Annotated in this window: 27 protein-coding genes; 10 read left to right on the forward strand and 17 right to left on the reverse strand. The window is 55.1% G+C overall.

Translation table 11 applies throughout. The features are described from left to right. Positions 1-165 precede the first annotated feature (165 nt). On the forward strand, positions 166-780 hold the full coding sequence (locus D4100_RS18975) for an FMN-binding negative transcriptional regulator (protein WP_065506588.1): 615 nt from the start codon (positions 166-168) through the stop codon (positions 778-780). A 20-nt stretch (positions 781-800) separates the two neighbouring features. Here D4100_RS18975 and D4100_RS18980 read toward each other — a convergent pair whose 3' ends face one another. The 17 genes from D4100_RS18980 to hypA form a co-directional block, all read right to left on the reverse strand. Beyond that, complete coding sequence (locus tag D4100_RS18980) at positions 801-2006, reverse strand: MFS transporter (RefSeq protein WP_119805016.1); 1206 nt, start codon at positions 2004-2006, stop codon at positions 801-803. A 25-nt stretch (positions 2007-2031) separates the two neighbouring features. Beyond that, on the reverse strand, positions 2032-2955 hold the full coding sequence (locus tag D4100_RS18985) for a phytanoyl-CoA dioxygenase family protein (RefSeq protein WP_065506589.1): 924 nt from the start codon (positions 2953-2955) through the stop codon (positions 2032-2034). A 53-nt stretch (positions 2956-3008) separates the two neighbouring features. Next, positions 3009-4484, reverse strand: a complete 1476-nt coding sequence (locus tag D4100_RS18990) for an aldehyde dehydrogenase family protein (RefSeq protein WP_065506590.1) — start codon at positions 4482-4484, stop codon at positions 3009-3011. Between the two features lie 15 nt (positions 4485-4499). Then, positions 4500-5780, reverse strand: a complete 1281-nt coding sequence (locus D4100_RS18995; RefSeq protein ID WP_158586348.1) for an aspartate aminotransferase family protein — start codon at positions 5778-5780, stop codon at positions 4500-4502. A gap of 8 nt (positions 5781-5788) precedes the next feature. Then, positions 5789-6841, reverse strand: coding sequence for a thiaminase II/PqqC family protein (locus D4100_RS19000; protein WP_065506592.1), 1053 nt, complete (start codon positions 6839-6841; stop codon positions 5789-5791). Positions 6842-6854: 13 nt separating this feature from the next. Continuing rightward, the gene (locus tag D4100_RS19005) at positions 6855-7841 is read right to left on the reverse strand and encodes a thiaminase II/PqqC family protein (RefSeq protein ID WP_119805018.1); all 987 of its coding nucleotides are present in this window, start codon (positions 7839-7841) and stop codon (positions 6855-6857) included. A gap of 73 nt (positions 7842-7914) precedes the next feature. Continuing rightward, positions 7915-8046: a hypothetical protein gene (locus D4100_RS25985; RefSeq protein WP_257784488.1), complete on the reverse strand. Its 132-nt coding sequence runs from the start codon at positions 8044-8046 to the stop codon at positions 7915-7917. An 867-nt stretch (positions 8047-8913) separates the two neighbouring features. Further along, a complete protein-coding gene (locus tag D4100_RS19010) occupies positions 8914-9651 on the reverse strand; it encodes a hypothetical protein (RefSeq protein WP_244941683.1) in 738 nt (245 codons plus the stop codon). Between the two features lie 20 nt (positions 9652-9671). After that, complete coding sequence (locus D4100_RS19015) at positions 9672-11048, reverse strand: pyridoxal phosphate-dependent decarboxylase family protein (protein WP_119805019.1); 1377 nt, start codon at positions 11046-11048, stop codon at positions 9672-9674. Positions 11049-11060: 12 nt separating this feature from the next. Then, positions 11061-11576: a hypothetical protein gene (locus D4100_RS19020; RefSeq protein WP_065506596.1), complete on the reverse strand. Its 516-nt coding sequence runs from the start codon at positions 11574-11576 to the stop codon at positions 11061-11063. Continuing rightward, positions 11573-11998, reverse strand: coding sequence for a hypothetical protein (locus D4100_RS19025; protein ID WP_119805020.1), 426 nt, complete (start codon positions 11996-11998; stop codon positions 11573-11575). Before D4100_RS19025 ends, D4100_RS19020 begins: the two co-directional genes overlap by 4 nt. A gap of 230 nt (positions 11999-12228) precedes the next feature. Beyond that, a complete protein-coding gene (flhA, locus tag D4100_RS19030; RefSeq protein WP_119805021.1) occupies positions 12229-14283 on the reverse strand; it encodes a formate hydrogenlyase transcriptional activator FlhA in 2055 nt (684 codons plus the stop codon). Between the two features lie 114 nt (positions 14284-14397). Beyond that, on the reverse strand, positions 14398-15414 hold the full coding sequence (gene hypE, locus D4100_RS19035; protein WP_065506599.1) for a hydrogenase expression/formation protein HypE: 1017 nt from the start codon (positions 15412-15414) through the stop codon (positions 14398-14400). Further along, positions 15411-16538, reverse strand: a complete 1128-nt coding sequence (hypD, locus tag D4100_RS19040) for a hydrogenase formation protein HypD (RefSeq protein ID WP_065506600.1) — start codon at positions 16536-16538, stop codon at positions 15411-15413. Before hypD ends, hypE begins: the two co-directional genes overlap by 4 nt. After that, the gene (hypC, locus tag D4100_RS19045; RefSeq protein ID WP_065506601.1) at positions 16525-16818 is read right to left on the reverse strand and encodes a HypC/HybG/HupF family hydrogenase formation chaperone; all 294 of its coding nucleotides are present in this window, start codon (positions 16816-16818) and stop codon (positions 16525-16527) included. Before hypC ends, hypD begins: the two co-directional genes overlap by 14 nt. Continuing rightward, positions 16809-17612: a hydrogenase nickel incorporation protein HypB gene (hypB, locus tag D4100_RS19050; protein WP_119805022.1), complete on the reverse strand. Its 804-nt coding sequence runs from the start codon at positions 17610-17612 to the stop codon at positions 16809-16811. Before hypB ends, hypC begins: the two co-directional genes overlap by 10 nt. Before the next feature lie 18 nt (positions 17613-17630). Next, the gene (gene hypA, locus D4100_RS19055; protein ID WP_065506871.1) at positions 17631-17975 is read right to left on the reverse strand and encodes a hydrogenase maturation nickel metallochaperone HypA; all 345 of its coding nucleotides are present in this window, start codon (positions 17973-17975) and stop codon (positions 17631-17633) included. Between the two features lie 252 nt (positions 17976-18227). On the opposite strand from hypA, the gene hycA reads away from it, so the two are divergent. From hycA to hycI, 9 genes are all read left to right on the forward strand, one after another. Beyond that, entirely contained in the window at positions 18228-18695 is a 468-nt protein-coding gene (gene hycA / locus D4100_RS19060; RefSeq protein ID WP_119805023.1) for a formate hydrogenlyase regulator HycA, read from the forward strand. A gap of 89 nt (positions 18696-18784) precedes the next feature. Further along, positions 18785-19402: a 4Fe-4S dicluster domain-containing protein gene (locus D4100_RS19065; RefSeq protein WP_065506604.1), complete on the forward strand. Its 618-nt coding sequence runs from the start codon at positions 18785-18787 to the stop codon at positions 19400-19402. Then, positions 19399-21273 carry a proton-conducting transporter transmembrane domain-containing protein gene (locus D4100_RS19070; RefSeq protein WP_119805024.1) on the forward strand — a complete coding sequence of 625 codons (1875 nt, stop codon included), beginning with the start codon at positions 19399-19401 and terminating at the stop codon, positions 21271-21273. Before D4100_RS19065 ends, D4100_RS19070 begins: the two co-directional genes overlap by 4 nt. Positions 21274-21283: 10 nt before the next feature. Continuing rightward, positions 21284-22219: a respiratory chain complex I subunit 1 family protein gene (locus D4100_RS19075; RefSeq protein ID WP_065506606.1), complete on the forward strand. Its 936-nt coding sequence runs from the start codon at positions 21284-21286 to the stop codon at positions 22217-22219. Positions 22220-22237: 18 nt separating this feature from the next. Continuing rightward, positions 22238-23941 carry a hydrogenase large subunit gene (locus tag D4100_RS19080; RefSeq protein ID WP_065506607.1) on the forward strand — a complete coding sequence of 568 codons (1704 nt, stop codon included), beginning with the start codon at positions 22238-22240 and terminating at the stop codon, positions 23939-23941. Between the two features lie 12 nt (positions 23942-23953). After that, entirely contained in the window at positions 23954-24487 is a 534-nt protein-coding gene (locus D4100_RS19085) for a formate hydrogenlyase complex iron-sulfur subunit (protein ID WP_119805025.1), read from the forward strand. Further along, a complete protein-coding gene (locus D4100_RS19090; protein WP_119805026.1) occupies positions 24484-25281 on the forward strand; it encodes an NADH-quinone oxidoreductase subunit B family protein in 798 nt (265 codons plus the stop codon). Before D4100_RS19085 ends, D4100_RS19090 begins: the two co-directional genes overlap by 4 nt. Further along, positions 25278-25691, forward strand: coding sequence for a formate hydrogenlyase maturation HycH family protein (locus D4100_RS19095; RefSeq protein WP_065506610.1), 414 nt, complete (start codon positions 25278-25280; stop codon positions 25689-25691). The genes D4100_RS19090 and D4100_RS19095 overlap by 4 nt, the downstream gene beginning before the upstream one ends. Next, positions 25684-26154, forward strand: coding sequence for a hydrogenase maturation peptidase HycI (gene hycI, locus D4100_RS19100; protein WP_119805027.1), 471 nt, complete (start codon positions 25684-25686; stop codon positions 26152-26154). The genes D4100_RS19095 and hycI overlap by 8 nt, the downstream gene beginning before the upstream one ends. Positions 26155-26275 lie beyond the last annotated feature (121 nt).

Consider the following 26275-nt stretch of genomic DNA (forward strand, 5'->3'; position numbering starts at 1 on the left):
GACTGCCTGAAACTATTTGAGGCAGTCTGCCAGCGTGCAAACAGCCTGACGAATGGCAGCATCGCGCAATGGGCGCCTTCGTGTTGCACGGACACCCGATGGCGGCTATGTTGATAGACATTCCAAGCGAAAGATCGTACCGACCGAGAATGGAGCCCGCGCGCGATGTATACCCCTAAAAAGATGATCATGGCTGATAGCGAAAACATCGCGACATTTATCGCCGGCAACAGCTTTGGCCTGATGGTCTCCCCTTCGCTGACGGCAACCCACCTGCCCTTTGTGTTTCATCCTGATGAGGGCACGAAGGGCATGCTGTATGGCCACGTTGCCCGTGCCAACCCTCACTGGAAAGAACTCGAAGGTCAGCAGGTCCTGGTGGCCTTTACTGGCCCGCACGCCTATATATCCCCGACGTGGTATCAGGCGCAGGAAGCCGTTCCCACCTGGAATTACGCTGCTGTGCATTGTTATGGTACGGTGGAAATGTTGGATGCCGAAGAGACTGAACGCGCCATGCAGGTATTGGTAAATACCTTCGAGCCGGGTCTGATGGAGAAACGGCAGTTGATGCCTGCAGAATTTGTCAGCAAAAAGCGCCAGGCGATTGTCGCCTTTAAAATTCGACTTGATGACATTCAGGCCAAGGAGAAGCTCGGCCAGCACCGAAGCGAGGATGACCAGCGTGGCGTATTGGCCGCCCTGGAAAGCAGCCCGCGTGCCGACAACCAGCAACTGGCCGATTATATGAAAACTCGCCGTGTCGGCACCGGCGAGTAAGCGCCGCGATTTGTTGCCGGCTAAACCACCTTCGCCATAGGGCTCAACAGGCATAACGCCCCCATCGCGATTTGAATGACGGCGCAAGCGATGAATAATGCGCCGATGCCTGCTCCGGAGACAATATATCCTGATGCAGCGAGGCCAAACGGCAGGCCAATTTTGAACAGCGTCCCCGTGATCCCCATGACTTTACCCAGGTTCTCCGTTTTGACACTTTCCTGCCGATAGGTATAAACGAGAATTGCCGTAATCACCTCGAAAAAACTGACCCAGAAAAAGGCAAAAACCAATGCCAATGCCTGATGAGAAAACAAGATAAACAGATAGCCTAATGCCTGGATAATCATCGTGACGATCATCACTTTCCCTAAACCAAACCGATTACGCAAACGCACCGTCAGCAATGATCCCAGTATCCCGCCAATTCCGCCCGCAGAAGCCATGTAACCAATATCAACGGCGCTCATCGTCAACACGTTTTTGGCGTAATAGATCGACTGCAATGAGAAAACGGCCGAGCTTGTATTCAATATCGCAATAGCAAGTGCCATGTGATAAAGGGGGGTATTAGCTCGCAGGATCCGGTATCCTTCAACTATCGCTTGTCCTATTGAACCGTTAACGCGGAAGACCTCTTTTTCATACGGCATCCTTATCAGGTAACACCAGGCGATAAAAAGGAATAAGGCAATCCACAGGAAAATAATATGCACGGAAGAAAACAGAATGATCACGCCTGACAGTAACGGCCCTAAAGCCTGGAACAAACTGTTTAAGGACCCCATGCTTGACGTAGCGGCGCTTTGCAATGGCGTGGGGAGGATATGCTTCAACATGCCCATTCTGGCATTCAGGTAACCGAAATTGAACGCCATCATGAAAAAGGCGCAGGGAAACAGCACCCACAGCGGGTTAGGCAACCACTGGATGGCCAGCCAGCCTGATAACAGACACGCCACCTGCCCAATAATCATCCATTGCGACCACACTCTTCGATCAACCCGATCGATCCAGGCACCGATAACTGCCGCCAGCACGATATAAGGCAAAAACTCGACGGCTCTCACCCAACCCATCATTTCGGATGAACGCGTAATATCGTAGATTAATAGCGGCAAAGCCAACTCATATACCTTGCCGCCCAGATTGCAAAACAGTGCCCCGGAAAACAGCATTCGAAATTGGCTGTTTTTCCATATTGAATACTCCGCCGCTTTTTCCAAATGAACCTCCTTTGCGCATCTGTATTTATGGCTTCGTCAAGATACGACCGCCATTGTCCCCGAATAGCTTGCTTTCGCGGATCAATTCGCCGTCTTTTTCACTGACTTTGGCATGAAAATCGGAAGAAGGAGGGTGACCAAAGTAGGTCATTGGAAAATCCAACCCGCGGGCTCGCGTTTCATCATAGCGGCTATCAATGTCGACAAAACGCATGACGAAGGCAGTACGCGTTGCAATCTCACCTTCTAATAACGGCTCACTCACATGGATGACATTTTTATTGAAAAGTAAAACATCCCCCAGGTTAAATGAGTCGGTATGCTTGTAATACTCGAGCAACGCGCTCAGCGCCGGTGAATTAAGGATGCTGTGGCGCAATTCGATGTAGTCCTCTAAATCCAGCGAATCCCTGTCCATTTCTGCAAGTTCACGCATCATTTGGTCGATAGCCGGATCAATATCCGTATACATAAACTTGCCTGAAATAATATGTTCCGGCACATAGCTCATACCGCCGCCCTGACGCTCGGTGTCGATTTTCGCCAGCGGCACCCACATTGAACAACCAAAATCTTCACCACGCTGATAGCCGAAGCTTTGCGTGCCAATGTGCCAAGGGAATCCGGTGTGCTTTTCTTTTTCGATCTGAAAACCCAGCCCCTGAGTGTAGAACAAACTGCGGTTGGCCAACGTGGTTAAGGTTCCCGAAAAACGATCGTCAGCGAGCAGCGATTTGATAGCCTGATCTTGCTCAAAAATATCGTAACCAACGCGCTTGAAGCCTGTCTGGTTTTCATCCAACAACCGCAGATGCTCGGTAATCGAGTCCTTGATATGAGAAATCAGTGCGGTAGACAGAAATGACCGCAAAACAACGAAGCCATTCTTATTGAACTGCGCCACGTCATAATCGGTTAATTTGAAATTATTATTGATTGTTTCGTTCATATTCACGCTCACGCTAGTCATTGAATCGAATGAGGGTCAAGCACGGCAGGCGACTATTGCCGGACGCCGTATTTAGGTAACGCGTAACCGTTAAGGGGCACGCACAGGGTTTGCGTTTGAGTATATTGCTCCAGACTCCATCGCCCCCCGACGGCTCCGATCCCGCTTTGTTTAAAACCGCCAAACGGGCAGCGAATATCCCGAATGAAAGGCGTATTGATACCGACATTTCCCGCCTGTATTTTTTTGGCAAACGACAATGCGCGAGAGTGATCCCGGCTCCACACCGATCCTGCCAAACCAAACGGCGTGTCATTCGCCAATGCCAGTGCAGAAGCTTCATCGTCAGCCGTAAAAATTCCGATGACGGGACCGAATATTTCATTTCTCGCCAGATCGCTCTGGGGATGAACCTCCGTGAAAACGGCAGGCTCAAGGTAAAATCCCCGTGAAGGTTGCGCAGGGATCGCGCCGCCGGCGCGCAAATTGGCACCTTGTCGCTGCGCTTGTTCAATTGCGGCCAACATTTGTGCACGGTGAGCGGCAGTGATCATCGGGCCGATTTCACTTGCGTCATCGAAAGGGTTACCGATGCGGATATTTCGGGTTCTTTCAATAAACTTACGGCTAAACGCCTCTGCGATGGGACGCTCGACGATAATGCGCGAACCGGCGGTACACACTTGCCCGTTGCTGCTGAATGCAGAAACCAAGGCACCGTCCAGTGCCGCGTCGATATCGGCATCGGCCAATACTATCGTCGGCGATTTTCCTCCCAGCTCCAGTATCGATCGCCGTACCGTATTGGCCGAATGCCTTAAAACCTCTTTGCCAACCTGCGTTCCACCGATAAAACAAACCAGATCAATATCAGAATGCTGTATCAATGCCTGCCCTGTCGGCAATCCGGCGCCCTGGATGATATTGACAACGCCTGCCGGCAGGTCAATTTCCTCAAAGATTTGCCCCAACAGAGAAACCGTAATCGGCGCCAGTTCCGAAGGCTTCAAAACGACGGTATTCCCCGAGATCAAGGCCGCCGCCAAATTGATCGATGAAACGGCGAGCGGGCCGTTCCACGGTGTCATAATTGCGACAACACCAAGCGGTACCGGGTGAGTAATGTTGAAATAGGCATCTCCGACGGGAATGGCATTGCCAAAAAAGCGCTTTCCTTCTTCAGCAAAAAAACGGAAATGTTCAACGGCGCGTGGAAGATGGCCATACAGGCACATTTTCGAGAGGAAGCCGGTATCTTCACACTCATATTGGGCAAACAAGGCCAGGTTTTCTTCCAGCGCATCGGCAATCATATGCAGATAAGAAGCGCGTTCCTCTACCGACATATGCGGCCATGGGCCTTGTTCGTAGGCAGTCCGAGCCGCCAGCACGGCAGCATCCACATCCATTGGTGAGGAAATATTGATGTGGGCAATACGTTTTTCCGTGGCCGGATTGACTGAAAACAGGCTGCCGTCCTCCGTTGATCTGACATGTTTGCCGTCGATAAAGTTAACGATCTCGATCATGACGTCTCCCCCCGCTCAACTCGCCAGGCCTGTCGCTCGGTTTTGGTTGAGTAACTGATTGAACGCACATTGGAATTTTTCCGCTGCGGCTTCCAGCACCGCATGCGTGTGGCTGGTGCTCAACCAACCATGGGACTTGTGCATATCAATGCCTTGTTGAGCCAGGAATACCTTTAGCTCGCTATATATGGCACCGTTTTTTTGCGCTATCCAGACGGCGTCCTCAGAGGGGGCGATATCAATACCTGCCTTTTTCGCACCAATCAAAATATGAAAGATCGAAGACTGATGAAATAAATGCACGTCGATACCCACCTGATTGGCTTTGTCGTTAACAGCATCAACAAAGAGCGCAGTATTGCGATCCAGCGTTTTTTGAATTGTCCCATCAGAGACCAATGCTAACGTGGCCAGTCCGGCAGCTGCGGACAGCGGATTACCGTTAAACGTCCCGGTGTGCAGCACCTTGTCGGTATGGCCGGCCTCAAAACAGGCCATAATCGCCTGGCCGCCGGCAACCGCAGCCCCCGATAAACCGCCGCATAATACTTTGGACAAGGTCGTGATATCCGGGATGACGCCGGATAATTGCTGCACGCCGCCCGGCGCATAGCGGAATCCGCTCATCACCTCGTCAAAGATCAGCAAGGTGCCGTATTGCCGAGTAATATCGCGTAACCTTCGCAGATAACCGGGATCGTAGGGCAACGTGCCGCTGCTCCCACCCCCGGGTTCCACGATCACCGCCGCCGTCTCCCTCGAGGCCAATGCCGTTTCCATCGCCTCAAGATCGTACGGCGGCACCACATGTAAATGGCTGGCCGCTTCGGGATGAGCGCCTGTGGGCCATCCTTCAAAAACGCCGGAAAGCGCCTCGTCATGCCAACCATGAAAATGCCCGTCTACACGCACGATATTGGCGCGATGGGTGTAAGCGCGCGCCAACCTCATCGCTAACAGCGTCGCTTCGGTGCCCGAGGCGCAGAATCGAACCTGCTCAGCGCTGAGTATCAATTGGGTGATCTTTTCAGCCCACTGAACCAACAGGGTATGATTGCCCGACAGGTGCGTACCTTTATGAAGCTGCGCCGTCACCGCCCGGGTCACGGCGGGATGGTTATGGCCAACAATTAGTGCACCGTGCCCCATCCAAAAGTCGGTATATTTCCGGCCTTCGGCGTCCCACTTATAGGCGCCATCCGCACGTTCAAATACCAGCGGATTCGCCGTAGCCCAACTGTCATGAGTAGCGCCCCCCGCAATAAATCTTTTCGCACGTTGTTCCCAGGCTTCCATGATTGGCATTACCTCTGGTTCGCAGATGATATAAAGTCGGTGATCCGTGGTGCACGTCTTGGCAGTTGCGAACTTTCATCGCCGTAATATTCGAAAATATATTCATAGTAGAGAATAAAATAGTTCACCAATTGGCGAATGGTCGCAAATGTGCGTTTCACCTCATGCGATGAAACCATTTCGTCATTAGAATAAAGATTTTCGAAAATTGACGACTGGTGACCCAATTGTGCATCAATAGAGGCATGTTTCAGGAAAGCGCCAAACATTCCTTTGGCAAAGGGATACAGTGAAATAAGCCGAGAATAATACTCAGTTAATCCCGCCTTATTGAAACCATCACCATCTGACTGCATCAATGAAAATATCGCGGTATAGACTAGCGAGCTTTCCATTGCCACTTCATTGAGATAATTAATTAAGGCTCGCGTACTGGGTAATGGGTTGGCATTTTCAACCAGCTTTGCCGGTAGCCCATCCGCCATCAACCCCTGGAGAAATATCTCTCCGTGATCGGCCTCCTCTGCATAATGCGCGGCAATTTTCTGCCGGATATCTATTGATTCGCGGCAATATGCAACCCCGTTGGCCATATATTCATTGGCAGCATCTACATAGTGATAGAATTCAATACCCCATCCATGAATTTGCCGCTCGCTGCACTTTCCGTCATGAACGCTTTGCCAAAAAGGTTGATGATTAATATGCTTACGCCAGAAAACCACTTCACTTTTCACTAGCTCGACCAGTTGAACGCCACTGAGTGGGCCCGTATTGTCCCTGTTCATATCAATCAGTATGGACTCATCGCGCAGATAGCAAAGCAAGTTGATGACGTCTTCAAGTTCGAAACCGCTTTTACGCGACAGGCTTTCAACCGTATTCATTCCATTAATATCATTGAAAATAGCCAGAATCAGCTCGGCACTTGCACCGCTGAAGGCATAGTCGTTGCCCGGCACATGAAGCGTGGCATCTTGCCGATTTATCGTCAGCGTGGCATGAGGGAGGCATTTCGGTAATGAATCGGCGGTCAATTCACAAGATACATGACATTTCATAGCAATTCCTGCCTCAGCGATAACGTGAAGGGTTAAGGATCTCTTCGAAAGGGATATGGCTATAATGGTTTTTCATATCGTGCGTCCAAAGCGTTAGCGTCTCGACCAATGTTGCCGCAGAGTTAATCGCCTCATCGGCGCGTTCTTTCTCTAACGTTGATACGCAGGCGCAAACTTTTTCCAACCAATCATTGTGACCATACTCTTCATCCAGATAGGCATGCTCAATGAGCGGTTGAACGATGCCGATATTTTCAGGATCGTAATATTGGATAAGCGCGTTATAAAACACCATGCCGTCTTTGCGATCGCCACCGGTAGACTCAAGAAATGCAGAGCACGCGGCATAAGAAATCGCATCTCTACGACCACATTCGCGCATGTGATTGATAATCGCCATGGTACTCGGCAAGGGTTGATGATTTAAAACCTGTTTCTTGGTAAAGCCCAACCGCTTCAAGGCTTTCATGAAAAACAGGTGATGATTGTACTCTTCGATAAAATGCTGAGAGAAAAGCGCGCGAATCTTTTTATTTTCGTTAGCGGCTGCAGTGACTAAAGAGAGCCGCTTAGTCGCCCCTTCAATAAAGTAGAAGTTTTCCAGCAACCAGCCGGCAAAGGCAGACTTCGATAATTTCCCTGAGGTTAAGTCATGCCAGAAATCAAGCGTGAACACATCCTTTTTCCATTTCGGGAATACTTCCCGGCATACTTTAGCGAAATCCTGCGGATCAAGCGTATTGTCTAAAGGTGCTTTTCCTATTTTTGCAACGCCGGCGTCGGATAATTGCAGTGACAAATCACAAATATCGTTCTCATCATAGCAATGTTTTTCCGATAACAGACTTATGGCATTTTCACCATCCATATCCAGTAATAAATTTTTCAGTGCCCGTGGATTTTCGGTTTCAATGGTAATATCAGCGCCAGTCGCTACAATTTTAACTGCCGCAGGTTGTTCATGAAGTGCAGAGAAATAATTAAGATAGGGATAGCTCATAGACACAGCCCCAAAAATCTACTAAGAAAATAAAAAAGGCTGCGATATCAAACAGCCTTTACCTTATTAAAGGTTACTTAACCAGAGCACCCAGAGCGCGGCGCTCTTCTTGGTTAGCTTTCTTTTTAACATTAAGTGAGAACGTAGACTTTTGTTTCTTGGAAGAAACCACTTCGGCTTTCTGGTCGTTCTGAATGTTTTGCATAGTATTTTCCTTTAATGTTAATCAACGAAATTACATTAGCGTTACTTTAGTGTAACGGAATAAAATCTAGGCTACCCCTCCAACCATGTCAATAATCCTACCAGGAAGCATAAATGATATTATCTTTGCAACTTTACACCGATAAATAAATAACCATATAAAAACAAAAGGTTAAAAAATCCTTTTTTTCTTGAGCAAGCCACAGTAACGCATCATGGCCACCCAGAAATGATTAATCTGTAACTGATCAGATACATTTTAAAAGATAAAAAACCCTTAAAGTTCAACTGAGATATATCATGCAGCAGCGCAACACCCACAGAAATATTCATTCTGTTACATTTACAGGAAATACCCGATAAATTGAGTGCTTTTAGGTATTATTGCGCCAAACCCCCTTCACCTCATACAGAGGTCATGGGATAACATTTATTTTCACCCTAAATCATTCAAAATTCTTTAATAATGTAGGAAATTCCAATCCGTTATTATTTCATAAAACAGAAATAAATAATTGAGATTAAAAGAATGATAATAATTCAAAAAGCAGCGCATCCCATCTGAATACCGCCACTGCTTTACATGGAGTGTTTCCCACACTGCCGATCATCATATTCTCTCACCAAGAGAAAGATGCGGCCTATGCCCGGTGGACATAATCAGTGTGTCGAAGATATCTAAAAGTGGATGACGCATTTTGTCGGGCGACTTGCACCACGGTGACTTAACAAGAAACCTTCCTGGCCTGGCCTCTTGGGGTAAAGCATATTGTCACCTGGAGCCACCGTAGCGCCAAGCGCAGGCTGGGCTGGAGAGGTGCTCATCCGTTCGGAGGCGATTCTCGTCGCGACGATCGCTCCAGCGCCCTCATCTTGCACGTTCCCCACCGGTTAAAGGTACCGGGAAAACCGGGTTGCCCACTCGCCATCGTAATAAAGCCGTATAACACCCCGACTCTATTTCCAAGGGATACCTGCATAGCACGCAGGCCTTACTGTCTTCGACCAATAAAAAAGGCAAGGTACCGCCGCTTTCATATTGCGCATAGTTAAGGGTGTTTAATTTCGTCACCGTCACTTCGCTTTCCAAAAAAGCGAGGTTATACCGGCTTGTCACTTCCTCAACACCCCATCTGAATCCCTTTTTATAAGCCCAAAAACTGCCTGACCGATAAAGATTACGCAATACTCCCTGTCGCTGGAATGCCGGCAAAACCGCAACCATCCAGCAATGCAGCAACGGGTTATATTCATTGTCTTCGCCATGAGGCTGAGCCTGATAAAGCGAATCAAGAAAAGTGAAAATGGTATTTAGTTTTTGGCTTGTGTAATCACCGGGGATAAAGTCGTTATGAAAATCCGTCAATATCCTTACCCCTGCCAAACGGGACGACGCTTTTTCTATTGCGACCCACGACAAGTTGATTTTTATCGCATGATGCACCAAATCAGCGACGAAAGGTGCCAACTCGTCAGGGGATATACCTAGCGCCTTCCCCAGCGGCTCTTGAGCGCTAAATACCCTACACAGACACGCAATAGCTTGTGCTGCATAAGTCTCATCCAACAGGCTATAAACGAAACGCTCCTGATGATCTGTTTTCACACCCTGCCCCTATAAGGTTTTTAACACGTGGTTTCCGCCCGCACCTTGACAGCTTCATGCATTGCAGCCCGAAGATGCGTCTGAATCTGCGGCAACCAGGTTTTATGGGCCGGCTTCATCAAACAAACGCGCAAACACAACACCGTGTCGGCGTCCCAAAACGCGCTGTTCGGCGCAATTTTATCCCGCAGCAATTTTTTAGGGACTCGCGCCAATGCCAGATGGAGGTTCATTTCAGCAGCCTTTTCAAACACCCTTTGCGATAAGGCTGAACTGGCCTGGGCAGTGGCGCCGGGTACAAACCACAGGACAATATCCAGTGCAGGTTCCATAACCGTCACGCAGTCGGTCTCTTCCTCTAACCACTGGAACAGTGACATGGCGGCATCCCTGGAACACTGAAGCCCAGCGGCAAATGCCCCACCCGCCACTAAAGGCAGCAGTTTTTGGGTGGCCCAAAGCGCACCGGCCGATGCGCCGGCCCGGGAGCATTCCAGACTGATCTCCCCTAAATGCAGTTCATCCGAACTGAAATAGGTGTACGGCGAATCATGTTTGTAATGTATTCCTACCCCTGGGTCATTAAACAAGACACAGCCACACCCGTACGGTTGCATGCCATGTTTATGCGGATCGACAACAATAGAGTCCGCTTGCGCCATCGCCTCAAACGCGCCCCGGCTTGCAGCAGACAGCCCCTCGCACAGGGAAAAATAGCCGCCATAGGCAGCATCGACGTGAACTCTGAAGCGGTACTTTCTTTTCAGCGCGAGAATAGCGTCCAATGGATCAAGCGTTCCTGCGGCGGTAGTGCCTAACGTCACAACCACAGTCCCTATATTGCCTTGCCGTAATCTCGCTTCCAGCTCAAGAATATCCATCCGCCCGGAGGCGTCGCAGGGGATCTTTTCAAACTCCATGTCCAGCACCCGGCTAATTCGCTCATGGGTGTAATGCGCCAGTTCCGAGGCGACAACCGATGTCCCCGGACGTATCATTTTGGCTATCCACAGCGCTTCCAGATTGGCAAAAGTCCCGCCGCTGGTCAGATGGCCAAGATGCTCGCGCCAGCCAAACATGTTGGCAATTTCGGCAACCGCCTCCTTTTCCATCGCCGAGGTGGCCCTGCCACCGTCCAGCGCATGATTATTCGGGTTGATATACAGGCATAAGGAATAGGCAAGACGCGCCATGGGATGAGGGGGTTTCAGCATTTGCCCCAAATAAAAGGGATGAAAATAAGGATAATTATCAGCCATCCTTGAAGACAGCTCACTCAATACCGACTCCATCGGTGCCAGCGCTTCACTCTCCTCATACTCAGGCAACAGGGAGAAACTCGCATCCAGGGCAGAAAGCTGCCTGGCCAATATGGCCAATTCCTCTTGATTAAACATGGTTCCCGTCCATTACTCTTTAGGTTGAATGAAAGATAAACGTTTAATTTTGAATTCCGTGAGCACTTCAGAGGCCGGGTGTAGCTGTGTACTTCTCAGGCTGTTTTGATTTTCCACAAAACGTTCGCAAACAAAAATATGGGCATCATAGGCTTGCTGTACCGACACGACAAAATCATCATATGCTTCGCCAAAAAATTCCCGCATTTGTTCTTTATTCTTTTTTATCCGCGCCATGACTTTAATCAAATAGGCATGATCCATACTTCCCAATCCGCTGAATCTATCAGGCATCGATGGTCTGATAATACTTTCATACTTTCCTTTCTGAAAGTCAGCACTATATTTCATTGCCAGAGCCGACATTCTCATCATGCTGGCCGCATTTTTCAATGAGATCACACCGTCAAATCTATTATTCTGTAGAAAATACTCTTCAACGCTGTGCAATGCGCATAATGCCGCCTGAATAAACAGGGTAAAAAGCTTATGCCCGACTTTCCAACGGGTTAACTCTGGAGTGTTCATGCATTCACCCTGTCGTTCCGTGCAGGAATACAGAGGTAATCAATACCAATCAATACCGCTTCGCGTATCCCTCGCAATAGACTTTCCTGTTCCTCAATGCACAATGCTGTCGCAGAGGAACTTATTTCTTCATTAAATATCAATGCACAGTGGATGCCGGAATAAATATATACGTCCAATGGTTTTTCCGACGAACGTATGATACCGAAGTAATCATCAAAAATCCTGAACACCTCGTTACTGACCGTCTCCGAACGCGCCATGTCATGTTCTAAATAGGTCAATGCCTGCCGGCAAGCCGGTACCATATTATCCAAAAAGTCATGTTCGACGTTTTTAATCACTGCCAGTGCCGCTTCGGTCTCATCCTTTAAAGAAATACTGTGTCTATTAGATATTAATACACCTGGAATTGATAGCATGCTCACAACCCTATAAGTTAAACACCCGGATAGTTATAGGTGATGAATTATGAACTTGCCAGCCAACAAAAATAATCAACGCCAATTCGATCGTTGCTTACGTATAAAAATATCCATAAAATAATTTTCGTATTAATTATAATTTTCACAATCAAACATTCAGTCTGAAAATAATTACCCCCCTCATCTTCATATGAATACGCAACAACATTCGGAAATTCTTTTCTGCCTCAAATGCCCATTTTCTTCATCCGAGAAAGCAGGGTCGTACGTTTCAATCCCAGCCGCTGCGCAGCGCCACGCGGCCCACCGACCACGCCGTTGGTTTCTTTGAGTATCCGCACAATCCTTTGATATTCATCTTCGCCCGCTATCACCTGCGCTGGCGCTGCGACTGGTGCCATTGAAGGCTGCGCATATTGCAGCTCCGGCAGTTGCAGATTAAGCACCGTGCCGCGCGTCAGCAGTATTGCCCGTTCAATGACGTTTTCCAGTTCGCGCACATTGCCCGGCCAGGGCATTTGGCTCAGCAGGCGCAGCGTTTCGGCCGGAATGCTGTCGATGGTGCGTTTCATGCGCCGTGCAATCTTGTAAGTGAGAAATTTCACCAGGTGCGGAATGTCCTCCGGCCGTTCGCGCAACGGCGGAATGAGTATCGGGAAGACATTGAGCCGGTAATAGAGGTCGCTGCGGAATTCGCGGTCGGCGACCATCTGCTGAAGGTCGCGGTTGGTGGCGGCGATCAAGCGCACATCGACGGAAAGCAGCTTGTTGCCGCCAACCCGCTCAAACTCGCGCTCCTGAAGCACGCGCAGCAATTTAGGCTGCGACTCGATCGGGATTTCGCCCACCTCGTCCAAAAACAGCGTGCCTTTGTCCGCCAGCTCGAAACGCCCCATACGCTGGGAGCTGGCACCGGTAAATGCCCCTTTTTCATGGCCGAACAGATCGCTTTCCAGCAGCCCGGCCGGCATCACCGCACAGTTCATCTTCACCATCCGTTGATCGCGGCGCTCGCTCAAATTGTGAATGGCGCGGGCAATCAACTCTTTGCCGGTGCCGGTTTCACCGAGGATCAATACCGAACAGTCACTTTTCGCCACCATTTCTACCTGTTGCAGCACCCTGGACATCACTGCGCTACGGCCGACGATCTCGCTGAAATCCGGGTTGTTGTCATTAATCTGTTCGGTGAGATACAGGTTTTCATGCACCAAACTCTCTTTCAACCGACTGATTTCCTGGTAGGCCAAGGCGTTATCGACCGCAATGGCGATACGCTCGGCAATCTGCTGCAACACCCGCAGGTTGGCGGCATTGAAATTATCCGGCTGGCATTGCGCCAGCTTCAGCACGCCGAGGGTTTTCTGGCCGAAAATCAGCGGCAGCACGCACAACGTCTGAATTTGCTCATGCCATAAATCAAACAGTTGCCGTTCATACTCGGCCAACGGATCCGAGTGTTTCAGGTTCAGCAGCAGCATTTCGCCGCTCTGCATCACTTTTTCCGACAGCGTGCCGGCCAGCGGTACGCTGTATTGCTGACGTTTGGCCAGATTATCTTGCAGATAATGGGTGGCGTAGATCGTCACGCGATCGTCGCGATCGCCCGGCAGCACAATGCTGATGGCATCGGTTTTGAAGAAGCGGTGGATCTCGCTGGAGATCTCGCCAATCAGATCGTCCAGATCCAGCTTGGAGAGCACGGCGTTGGTGACATCCACCAGCACGCGAAAATCATCGCGCTCATGGCGTAACTGGCGCTGCTGCCGCTCGGCGGTTTCACGCAACTGTACCTGCTCCACCGCCAGCGCCGTCAACTCCATCAGGGTGGCCAGCGAGCCAAGCGCCGCATCGCTGAACGCTTTGCCGTCGTTACGCGACAGTTCGCAACCGCCAAGCAGTTGCCCGCCGGCACGCAGCGGCATCAGGCAGTAATGGCTGAGCGGCGGGTACAATGCCAGCATGGCCAACTGCGGGTAGCGCCGGTGCAGATCGGTGCCACACAAGCGCAACGGCTGCATATTTTCGCGTAATAACGCGATCGGCCCATTGGCCAGCAACGTTTCATCCTGATAGTTCAGCGGCTGGCCATTCCCGTCCTGGCCGTGGAAACTGACTCGCGCGCCGTTCGGGTGCAGCAGCACCAGCGCCACATCGTCCGCCAGCTGCCGGCGCCGAACGATCTGTTGCAGTTGGGCCAGCAATTCGCCGTAATCGCGCTGGCTGAACAACAAGCGGGTAATTTCCAGCAGTTCCTGTTTTTCTATGCTTGCATTCGACATTGACCATCACTCTGCCCATCACGGCATCCGGTTGCGGTAATTGAATTTTTTTATTTTTATGTGAGCTACGGCGCAAAGTTTACTGCCGACCGGCGGCCGCTTCCCCCGATCGGATCAACAAATGCGAGGTAAAGGCTCGGCATGCGGCAAATCGAGCAACCGGCTGATGCCATAGGCTCCGCGCAGCCGCACCTGTTTGGCCCCTTCGGTTACCCGGCCGATCACCGCCGCATCCGCGCCCAGCGGGTGCCCCTGCAACGCCGCCAACACCGCCGGAACCGCCGCCTGCGCCACCGCCAGTACCAGCTTGCCTTCATTGGCGAAGTTAATCGCGTCCAGCCCCAAGAGCTCGCAAACGCCGCGTACCGCCGGTTTCACCGGCAGGCGTTGTTCGTCGATTTCGATGCCGAAACCGCAGGCAGCGGCGTATTCGTGCAGTATGGCGTTCACGCCGCCACGGGTGGCGTCGCGCAGTGCGTGTACGCCGTCAATCGCCCGCAACGGCGCAATCAACGGCGTTAGCACCGCACAATCGCTGGTAATGGCCAGCGCCATGCCGAGCTGTTCGCGCAGGTTGAGAATGGTGGCGCCGTGGTCACCCAGGGTACCGCTGACGATGATCGCGTCATCGGCTTGAATGTGCTGTGCCGACCACTCGATGTTCTGCGGGATCACGCCAATGCCGGCGGTGTTGATAAACAGCTTGTCCGCCGCACCGCGCTGCACCACTTTGGTATCGCCGGTCACGATCTGAATGCCGGCCTGGCGGGCAGTCACCGCCATCGACTCAACCACCCGCGCCAATTCCGCCAGCGGCAACCCTTCCTCCAGAATAAATCCGCAGGACAGATAACGCGGCGTCGCGCCGCTGACCGCCAGATCGTTGGCGGTGCCGCATACCGCCAGCTTGCCGATATCGCCGCCGGGGAAAAACAACGGATCTATGACGTAGCTGTCGGTGGTGAACGCCAGACGATCGCCCTGCCGCATTAACGACGCCAGCGCGATGCGCGCCTGATCTTCACGCTGTTCCAACTGCGGATTGGCGAAGGCGGGCAGAAAAAGCGACTCCAGCAGTTGCTGCATAGCTTTGCCGCCGCTGCCGTGCGCCAGGGTAATAACCGAATTCATGCGGCAGTTTCCTCTGTTTCTCGACGATATTGATACCAGGCGGCACAGGCTCCCTCGGAAGACACCATCAGTGCGCCAAAAGCGTTTTGCGGCGTGCAGACACCGCCGAACAGCGGGCAATCGCGCGGTTTGCAGCGGCCGGTCAGCACCGCACCGCAGCAGGCTCGCGGGTCATCTGCCGCCTGCTGCGGCTGGGGCCGGAAACGGCGTTCGGCGTCAAAATCGGCATAAGCGGCGCTCAGGCCGATGCCGGAATCGGCAATGGTGCCCAATCCGCGCCATTCGCTGCTGCCGCCGATCACAAACACCTCCGCCATCGCCTGCTGCGCCAATAAGTTGCCGCTTTGCGGCACCACCCGGCGGTATTGATTTTCGGTGCGGCTGCGGCCGTCGCAGAACTGTTCGATCAGCATCATCACGCCTTGCAAAATATCCAGCGGCTCAAAGCCGGTCACCACCAGGGGTTTATGATGCTCGCCGCTGATAAAGCGGTAGGGTTGGGTACCGATGATCATGCTGACGTGGCCCGGTGCCAGAAAGCCGTCAATACGTACCTCCGGCTGTTGCAGCAGGCTGCGCAACGTCGGGATCAGGCTGATGTGTTGGCAGAAGACGCTGAAATTCCCAATGCCCTCCTGGCGCGCCTGTTGCAGCGTGACGGCAGTCACCGGCATGGTGGTTTCAAAACCGAGCGCGAAGAACACCACTTGCCGCTGCGGGTTGGCGCGTGCCAGTTGCAATGCGTCCAGCGGCGAATACACCACCCGTACATCGGCACCGCGCTCCCGCGCCTGCATCAGCGAACCCTGTTTGCCCGGCACCCGCAGCGCGTCGCCAAAGGTACAAAAAATCACCGAGGGGTTGGCGGCAATTTCATGGCAGGCGTCGATGCGCCCCATCGGCAGCACGCACACCGGGCAACCCGGCCCATGAATAAACTCCACCTGCGGCGGCAGCAGTTTATCCAGGCCAAAACGGAAAATGGCGTGCGTATGGCCGCCGCATACCTCCATCAACTGCAATGGACGTTCGGCGCTGAACGGCAGTTTCGCCGCGCGTTGCGCAATGCGCTGCAACAGGGATTTCACCAACTGCGGATCGCGGAATTCATCAACGTATTTCATCGTTGCCTTCCCCCGTCATAAACAGCGCCACGTCGTTTTCCACTTCACCCATCGCCTGTAACGCCGCCAGCATCTCCGCCGCCTCCGGTTCATCCAGCCGGCTCAGGGCGAAACCGACGTGGATCAGTACCCAACAGCCCAGCAGCGCCTCACGCGGCTCGCCGGCCTGGCACACCAACGCAATGTTGATTTCACGCTGCGCACCGCACACTTCGGCCCACACATGCTGCGAATGCCGTGGGTCCAACGCTACAATTCGTCCCGGAATGCCTATGCACATCGTTGCGCCGCCAGCCAGTTCAGCCACTGATCCATGCCGTCGCCGCGGGTGGCGGACAGCGTGATGATTTCAATCTGCGGATTGACCCGCCGGGCATTGGCGATGCAGGCGTCGAGATCAAACTCCAGATACGGCATCAAATCTATCTTGTTCAGCAGCATCAGCCGCGCCGCCGCGAACATATGCGGGTATTTCAACGGCTTGTCCTCGCCTTCGGTGACCGACAGCACCGCCACCTTGTGCCGTTCGCCGAGATCAAACCCGGCCGGGCACACCAGGTTGCCGACGTTTTCGATAAACAGCAGGCTGTGGGGTTGCAACGCCAGGCGGTGGGCAGCGTCATGCACCATTTGCGCGTCCAGATGGCACCCCTTGCCGGTATTGACCTGGATCGCCGCCACGCCGGTGGCGCGAATACGTTCGGCGTCATTGGTGGTTTGCTGATCGCCTTCTATCACCGCGCACGGCACGCTGTCGCGCAGCCGCAGCAGGGTTTGCGTCAGCAAGGTGGTTTTACCGGAACCGGGGCTGGACACCAGATTCAGCGCCAGGATCTGTTGCGCGGCGAAATGTTCGCGATTGTGCGCCGCCAGGCGATCGTTCTTCGCCAGCACGTTGGTTTCTATTTCCAGCATGCGTCGCTGGCTGATACCCGGCGCATGGGTGCCGGCCGCGCCAAAGCCATAATGCAAATCGCCTTTCGGGTTCTGACGTGGGCGGAACGGCACCCTGGTGGGCTGAGCGTCGCCTTCAATGGTCAATTCGCCCTCGGCGCAACCGCATGTGCTACACATAAGCTTTCCCCTCGGTGGTTATTCGATTTCCAGACGTTTTATTTGTATGCCGTCGTCGGCCAGCACGCGCAGGTTATGGCCTTCGCAGTGCGGGCAGATGCGCACCTGCGGCAACGGCAACGTCACTTCGCATTGGCAGTCGTGGCACCAGCTCAACGCCTGCTGTTGCTGCAAATGCAGCGTGCAGCCTTCGGCCAGCGTGCCGCGGCACACCATGTCGAAACAGAAATGCAGCGCCTGCGCCTCGACGCAGGAATATGCGCCCACTTCCAGCCACACGGCGGTAATTCGCCGCGCCTGCTGTTGCTGCGCATGCTGCTGCATAATCTCCAGCGCGTAATGGCAAAGCGTTATTTCGTGCATGCTGTCTCCGGTAACGGCAATAAAACGGCCAACTGAAAATACCTGTGCAAATACGGTGCCAGTCAGGCCCCGACACATTTGTCGAGTGTCGATGTCATCGACAGTAAAAGCCGCCATGCAGCGTTAACCCATGCGCAAAATAATTCGCTGCATCATTGAATTTAAAGTCATTAATTAAAGCCAAACCAAGCTGGCACGATTTATGCCCTATTAGCGTCACCACAGGAAATGTCGACACACCGGGTGACACTGATGAGCACAATAAATGAACTGACCAGCCAGGCCGATTATATCGCCGGCAAAAACAACCGTTTAATGGCGCAATGGCAGCATTACCACAACACGCTGGTCAAAGCGGTAACCACCGCAAAACAGAATATCAATCATGAGTTTATCTGCGGACAGGGTCAGGACATCCGCTTCACGCTGTTCAATCACTTCACCTTGCGTATTCAATTGAGCGACGGTTTTTACAGCCGCGACATCTGCTACAGCATTAATTTGGCCGCCCCCAACGAAGACGAAAACTTCGCCCCTTTCGCCCACGCCACGCTGGATGAAAGCGGCCTGATTGACGGCCAAATCAATAACCGTGACAGGCAGGCCGTGCTGGAACATTACCTGAATAAGATCGCCGTTATTTACCAATGCTTATTTGATTCTTTGCATGGCAACTGCGCCATTCATGAAGAATTGAAAAAAATTATTCTGCCGGCCTGAATAACGCCGCTTTATTGCTGACAGCGACTGTCGAAACGTCATTTTTACTGTCGACTTCGTCAAAAGTGACGAAATCGCAAGGAGTCTGCATGAACCGCTTTCTTATTGCGGATGCCAAATTATGCATGGGTTGCAATACCTGCATGGCCAGTTGCGCGACCGAACATCGCCTGGCCGGTTTGCAAGCCTTGCCGCGTTTACAGGTGATGCGCAATGCGCGCGATTCCGCGCCGGTGATGTGCCGCCAGTGCGAAGACGCGCCCTGTGCGCAGGTTTGCCCGGTGAACGCGATCACGCATCAGGATAACGCCATCGTGTTGAACGAAAGCCTGTGCGTCAGTTGCAAACTGTGCGGCATCGCCTGCCCGTTTGGCGCCATTGGTTTTGGCGGCAGCGTGCCGCTGGCCATTCCCGGCGATTGCCAGACCGCGCTGGCACCGCCGCCCCCCGCTCCCGCTCGCCCGATCGGCGCGTTCCTCGATTGCCAACCTGGGATACGTGCGGTGGCGGTGAAATGCGATTTGTGCGCCTTCAGCCCAGACGGCCCGGCATGCATTCGCACCTGCCCGACCAACGCCATCCGGCTGGTTGCCGACCAGGATGTGCGGCAAGCCAGCGAACGAAAACGCCGTAATGCAATGCAGGCGTTAGCCGCCGAGTTGCCGTTTGTCAGCCCCCCCGTCGCCCGCAAGGAGCCGAACCGATGATCACCGATTTTCTGCCCGATCCGCTGCTGTTGCTGACGCTGTCACTGAGCGGTTCGCTGCTGCTGACCGCACTGTGCTGGCTGCTGGCGATCTGGCCACGTTTTTGCGCCGGCGTCTGCGGCATCGGCACGCTGCTGGTGTCGCTGGCCGCCACTGCGGCAGCCCTGCCCTGGCTGTTCACCACGCCTCATCCAGCCCGCCTGCCGTGGCTGCACTATGCGGTGGAGATCAGCGGCCTGAATGCGCTGTTGCTGTTGGTGATCGCGCTGAGCAACCTGTTCGTGGGGCTGTACCTTTGCCATTGGCTGACGACGCTCAATGACCACGGCCGTACCCGGCAGGGCAGCCTGATGCTGTTGATGCCCGCGGCGCTGAGCGCTGCCGTGATGGCGGACAATGCGCTGGCACTGGTGTTGCTGCTGGAGCTGGCGGCGCTGTGCGGTTACTTCCTGATTGTTCGGCGGCAAGACGCCAAAAGCCAGCAGGCCGGCCACAGCCAATTTCTGCTGATGCGCTTCGGTACCCTGCTGCTGGTCGCCGCTTTTGCGTTGATCTACAGCCAAACCCACAGCCTGCAATTCAGCGCCATGCGCGAGATAGCCTTGCCTTCGACGCTGCGCAGCGGGGCATTCTTGCTGGCGCTGGCGGGGTTCGGCATTTACGCCGGCGTGATGCCGCTGCACGGCTGGGTGCCGCAAGCGCACGGTAGCGCGCCCGCCCCGGCGGCCTCGCTCTTTTCTTGCGCGCTGATGAAAGTCGGGCTGCTCGGCGTGATCAAAATCGGCATGGATCTGCTGGGGACACCGCCGCTGTGGTGGGGATTGCTGGTGTTGTTGCTGGCGGCCGGCACCGCCTTTTTCGGCGGTCTGTATGCGCTGATGGAGCATGACCTGCGCCGACTGCTGGCTTACCACACGCTGGAAAATATCGGCATCATCCTGCTCGGCATCGGCGGCGCAATGGTCGGCCTGGCGCTGCAATTGCCTGAACTGACCGCGCTGGCGCTGATGGGCGGCCTGTTTCATCTGTGCAATCACAGCCTGTTTAAATCGGCATTGCTGCTTGCCGCCGGCGCTGTCGAACAGCAAACCGGGCTGAAAGACATGGAAAAAATGGGCGGACTGGCGCGGCTGATGCCCTGGACCTGCATCGCGTTGCTGGTCGGGCTGGTATCGATGGCGGCGCTGCCGCCGCTCAACGGTTTTGCCAGCGAGTGGTTGATTTATCAAGGCCTGTTCCAGTTCAGCGCCGCATCGGCCTTTATCGGCCGGCTGCTTGGCCCGTTGCTGGCGGTGGCATTGGCGATCACCGGCGCGTTGGCGGTGATGTGCGTCAGCAAAGTGTTTGGCGTGGCGTGCCTCGGTGCGCCGCGCTGCGAGGCCGCCGCCAACGCCCGGCCGGCGGCGTGGCCAATGATGCTCAGCCATCTGCTGCCGGCCTTGCTGTGCCTGCTGTGCGGCCTTGGCGCACCCTGGCTGATACCGCTGTTTGCCCGGCTGGCCGCCACCCTGACTCAGCAAACGCCGCTTGGCGCCCATCTGCTGGTTTCCCCGCCGCTGATCGCCATCTTGCTGTTGGCGATGCCGCTGCTGCCGTTGCTGATCGCAGCGGTTTATCGGGGGAAACGCCAGGCACGCCGTACGAGCGGCGAAGCCTGGGCCTGCGGCTACGGCCACGAAGCCTCGATGGTGATCACCGCCACCGGTTTCGCTCAGCCGCTGCGGGTGATGTTCGCGCCGTTGTACGCCCTGCGCCAAACCTTGAAACCGGTCGCATTACAGCGCTGGCTGCACCGCGCGCCTCTCAATGCGTTTTGCCGTGGCGTCGCCGCCATCGAGCTGGCGGTGCTGCTGATCGTGGCGCTGGCCTAAGGAGAACCTGATGACTTATCCCACTCTATTGATTGGCGTCATGCAGGCGTTACTGCTGCTGGCCATAGCACCGCTCTTCGCCGGCGTCAGCCGCCAGTTGCGCGCCCGCCTCCACAGCCGCCGCGGGCCGGGCGTGTTGCAGGAATACCGCGACATCGCCAAGTTGCTCAAACGCCAATCCCTCGCCCCTGCGGCAGCGGGAATCGCCTTTCGCGCCATGCCTTATCTGCTGACCGGGGCGTTGCTGGCGATTGCCTGCGCGCTGCCGATGCTGTTGCAGGCTTCTCCGCTGCCGGCGATCGGCGATGTCATCACGCTGATTTATCTGTTCGCCGTGGTGCGCTTCGTGTTTGCCCTCGCCGGGCTGGATACCGGCAGCCCCTTCACCGCCATTGGCGCCAGCCGCGAAGCGGTGCTGGGCATTCTGGTGGAACCGATCCTGCTGCTTGGCCTGTGGGTGGCGGCGCTGGTCGCAGGCTCTACCCAACTCAGCGCCATCAGCCAGTGCGTCGCGGATTGGCCGCCGTACGCCAGCGCGCCGCTGCTGTTGGCGTTGCTGGCCTGCGGTTTCGCCACCTTTATCGAAATGGGCAAATTGCCGTTCGACATGGCGGAAGCCGAACAGGAATTGCAGGAAGGTCCGCTGACCGAATACGCCGGCGCAGCGCTCGGCATCCTCAAATGGGGCATCAGCCTGAAGCAACTGGTGGTGCTGCAACTGTTTATCGGCGTATTCGTGCCCTGGGGCCAGGCCACCGAGTTAACCCCGCCCGCGCTGGCGGTGGCGCTGGCGTTATCGCTGTGCAAGCTGCTGCTGGCGGTAATGGCCGTCGCCGTCGTGGAAAACAGCGTCGCGCGGCTGCGTTTTCTGAAAACCGCTCGCACCACCTGGGCCGGCTTCGGCCTGGCATTTTTGGCGCTGGTTTCCTGGCTGGTCGTCAGCTAATTCACAAGTAGGAACATCATGATTACTGAACATCTGGGCCAAGATTATCTGACGGCGCTGCAACGGCAATTCCCGGCAGCCGTGTTGGCGGCGGAATGGCAAACCGCCGATCAACTCACGGTAACGGTGAAGCTGAATGCGCTGCCGGAGGTGGTGGAATGGCTGTACTACCGGCAGGGTGGCTGGCTTTCGGTGCTGTTCGGCAACGACGAACGCACGCTGTGCGGCAGCTACGCGCTGTATTACGTGCTGTCGATGGAGCAAGGGGTGAAATGCTGGATCACCGTGCGCGCCGAAGTCGACGCCCAAACGCTGGAGTTCCCGTCGGTAACGCCACGGGTGCCGGCGGCGGTGTGGGGCGAGCGCGAAGTGCGGGACATGTACGGCTTGCGCCCGGTGGGGTTGCCGGATGAGCGGCGTCTGGTGCTGCCGGACGACTGGCCGGACGATCTTTATCCGCTGCGCAAAGACGCAATGGATTACCGCCAGCGGCCGGCACCGACCACCGATGTCGAAACCTATCCGTTTGTCAGCGAAGCCGGCGCCAAGGCCAACGTGGTGCCGATTGGCCCGCTGCACATCACTTCCGACGAACCGGGCCATTTTCGCCTGTTCGTCGACGGTGAAGACATTATCGACGCCGATTACCGCCTGTTCTACGTTCATCGCGGCATGGAAAAGCTGGCGGAAACACGCATGGGTTATAACGAAGTGACCTTCCTGTCCGACCGGGTTTGCGGCATCTGCGGCTTTACCCACAGCGTGGCGTATACCAGTTCGGTGGAGAACGCCATGGGCATTCAGGTGCCGGAACGGGCGCAAATGATCCGCTCGATCCTGCTGGAGGTGGAACGGCTGCACAGCCACCTGCTCAATCTCGGCCTGGCTTGCCATTTCGTCGGTTTCGACAGCGGCTTCATGCAGTTTTTCCGCGTGCGCGAAAAGTCGATGAAGATGGCGGAAATCCTTACCGGCGCGCGCAAAACCTACGGCCTGAACCTGATTGGCGGCATTCGGCGCGACATCTTGAAAGACGACATGCTGCAAACCCTGCGGCTGGCGGCAGAGATGCGCAGCGAGCTCAACGACCTGGTGGATATTCTGCTCAGCACGCCGAATACCGAGCAGCGCAGCATCGGCGTCGGCCGGCTGGATCCGCAGATCGCGCGCGATTACAGCAACGTCGGGCCGATGCTGCGCGGTAGCGGCCACCGCCGGGATACCCGTATCGATCATCCGTTCGCCGGTTACGCCAAGCTGCCGGTGGAACTGTGCGTCGAAACCGGCTGCGACGTGTATTCGCGCCTGAAAGTGCGCATTCACGAAGTGTTCAACTCGCTCGGCATCATCGAATTCGGCCTGCAATGCCTGCCCGCCGGGCCGCTGGCGGTGGAAGGCTTTACCTATATGCCGCACAAGTTCGCGCTGGGCTTTGCCGAAGCGCCGCGCGGCGACGACATTCACTGGAGCATGACCGGCGACAATCAGAAACTGTTCCGTTGGCGCTGCCGCGCCGCCACCTACGCCAACTGGCCGACGCTGCGTTTTATGCTGCGCGGCAATACCGTTTCCGACGCCCCGCTAATCATCGGCAGCCTCGATCCCTGCTACTCCTGCACCGACCGCATGACCATCGTCGACGTCCGCAAACGCAAGTCTGTCGTGGTGCCGTACAAGGAAATCGAGCGCTACGGCATCGAGCGGAAAAACGCACCGTTTTAAGGGGACGACACCATGCTGAAACTGATTAAAAAAGTGCTTAAAACCGGCAACGCCACGGTGGCCTATCCGACGCAGCCGCTGGCGGTGGACGCCAACTTTCGCGGCAAACCGGAGTATAGCCCGCAGCAATGCATCGCCTGCGGTGCCTGCGCCAACGCCTGCCCATCCAACGCGCTGACCATGGAAACCGATGTCGAAAACGGCGTGATTCGCTGGCAGTTCTTTCTGGGCCGCTGCATTTTCTGCGCCCGCTGCGAAGAAGTCTGCCCGACGACCGCCCTTCGCCTGTCGAACCAGTTCGAACTGGCGGTGTGGCGCAAAGAAGATCTGCTCGAAAGCGCCGATTTCGCCCTCTGCCACTGCCGCCAATGCGGCAAGGCCTATGCCCCGCAGAAGGAAATTGATTACGCCCTGGCGCTGCTCGAACTCGGCGAACAGCGCCGCGAACAGTTCGAAACCTGCCCGGCCTGCAAACAGCAACAAAGCCTGACCCAGGCCGACCGTATCGACGTTGGCCGCCATTTGACCCGGGAGGTCGCCCAATGAACCAGACGCTGATTGGCCCGCGTGATGCCGACGGGCAACCGGTGCCGATAACTCTCGACGACAGCATCGCCCAGCTAAAAACCACCTTGCTGAAAGATATCCGCCGTTCCGCCTACGTCTATCGCGTTGACTGCGGCGGCTGCAACGGCTGCGAGATCGAGATTTTCGCCGCTATTTCACCGCTGTTCGACGCTGAACGCTTCGGCATTAAAGTGGTGCCCTCGCCGCGTCATGCCGATATTTTGCTGTTCACCGGCGCGGTCACCCGCGCGATGCGCATCCCGGCGATCCGCGCCTGGCAGGCCGCGCCGGATCCGAAAATCTGCATTTCCTATGGCGCCTGCGGCAACAGCGGCGGCATTTTCCACGACTTGTACTGCGTATGGGGCGGCACCGACCGCATCGTGCCGGTTGACGTGTATATCCCCGGCTGCCCGCCGACGCCCGCCGCCACGATTTACGGCTTCGCCATGGCGCTGGGTTTGCTCGAGCAGAAAATCCATCGCCAACAGCACGATGAAACCGAGGGCGAGGCTACTGCGCTGTTGCACCCGCAACTGCCGCAGCCGCTGCGCGTGGCGGTGGATCGCGAAGCGCGGCGCCTGGCCGGGTATCGCTACGGCCGGCAAATCGCCGATCGCTTTCTGCAACTGCTGGCCGCCAGCGACGCGCAAACGGCGGAACAACGCGTGGCGACCTATTTGCAACGGCAAGACGACCCGCGCCTGACGGAGATCGTCGGCCATCTGTTGGCCCTTTATCAGCGCGTGCAGCGTGGGGAGTTGCGGCTATGAGCGCGGTCTGCCACGTGACGTTTTATTCCCTCAGCCGCAAGTTCGTGCAGGAAAAGAAAGCGCCGCCCAAGGCGCAGGAAGTGATCTATTACAGCCTGGCGATCGGCCATCATCTGGGGGTGATCGACTGTCTGGAAGCCAGGCTCGATTGCCCGCTGGCGGCGTTTCGCGACTGGATTGCGCAGTTGCCGGCCGAGGGTGCCGCCAGGCGCAAACTGGCCGGTGTCGAGCGCTTTGGCGAAATCTGCATCGACAGCAGCCACACCCATTTGCTGGCCAGCGCGCTGAGCCGCGCCGCTGAACGAATGACGCAGCAGCAGCAAGACTGGAGCCAACGGTTGATCGCCCTGTTGCAGTCCATCGAAAACGAACCGGCGATTTATCTGATGGTCAGGAGGCACCATGGATAGCGTTTTGTTATGTGTCGGCAATTGCCTGATGGGCGACGACGGTGCCGGTCCGCTGCTGGCGGAACTGTGCCAGGCCGCTCCCCCCGCCGGCTGGACGGTGATCGACGGCGGCGCGGCGCCGGAGAATGACATTTACGCCATTCGCCAACTGCGGCCGCAGCGGCTGGTGATCGTCGACGCCACCGACATGGGGCTGGCGCCGGGCGAAACCCGGGTGATAGATCCGGCGGATATCGCCGAAATGTTCATCATGACCACCCACAATATGCCGCTCAGCTTCCTGATCGACCAACTGCGCGCCGACATACCGGACATTACCTTCATCGGCATTCAACCGGAGGTGGTGGCGTTTTACTACCCCATTGGCCCGGCGGTGCAGCAGGCGGTGAAAACCCTGCATCAGCGCCTTGGTCACTGGCAGGCCCACGGCGGCTATTCGACATTGACCGTGACGACGGCCTGACATCGTCATCGTCATTTTTGTCGGCTCTCTCGTCACAAAAAAACCAACTGATTGTTTTTATTGTTATTAGTGGATTGGCACGCTTTATGAATAGACCTTGTCATACCGCCACCGCCAACCC

Source organism: Serratia inhibens, from assembly GCF_003591175.1.
Classification (GTDB): domain Bacteria; phylum Pseudomonadota; class Gammaproteobacteria; order Enterobacterales; family Enterobacteriaceae; genus Serratia; species Serratia inhibens.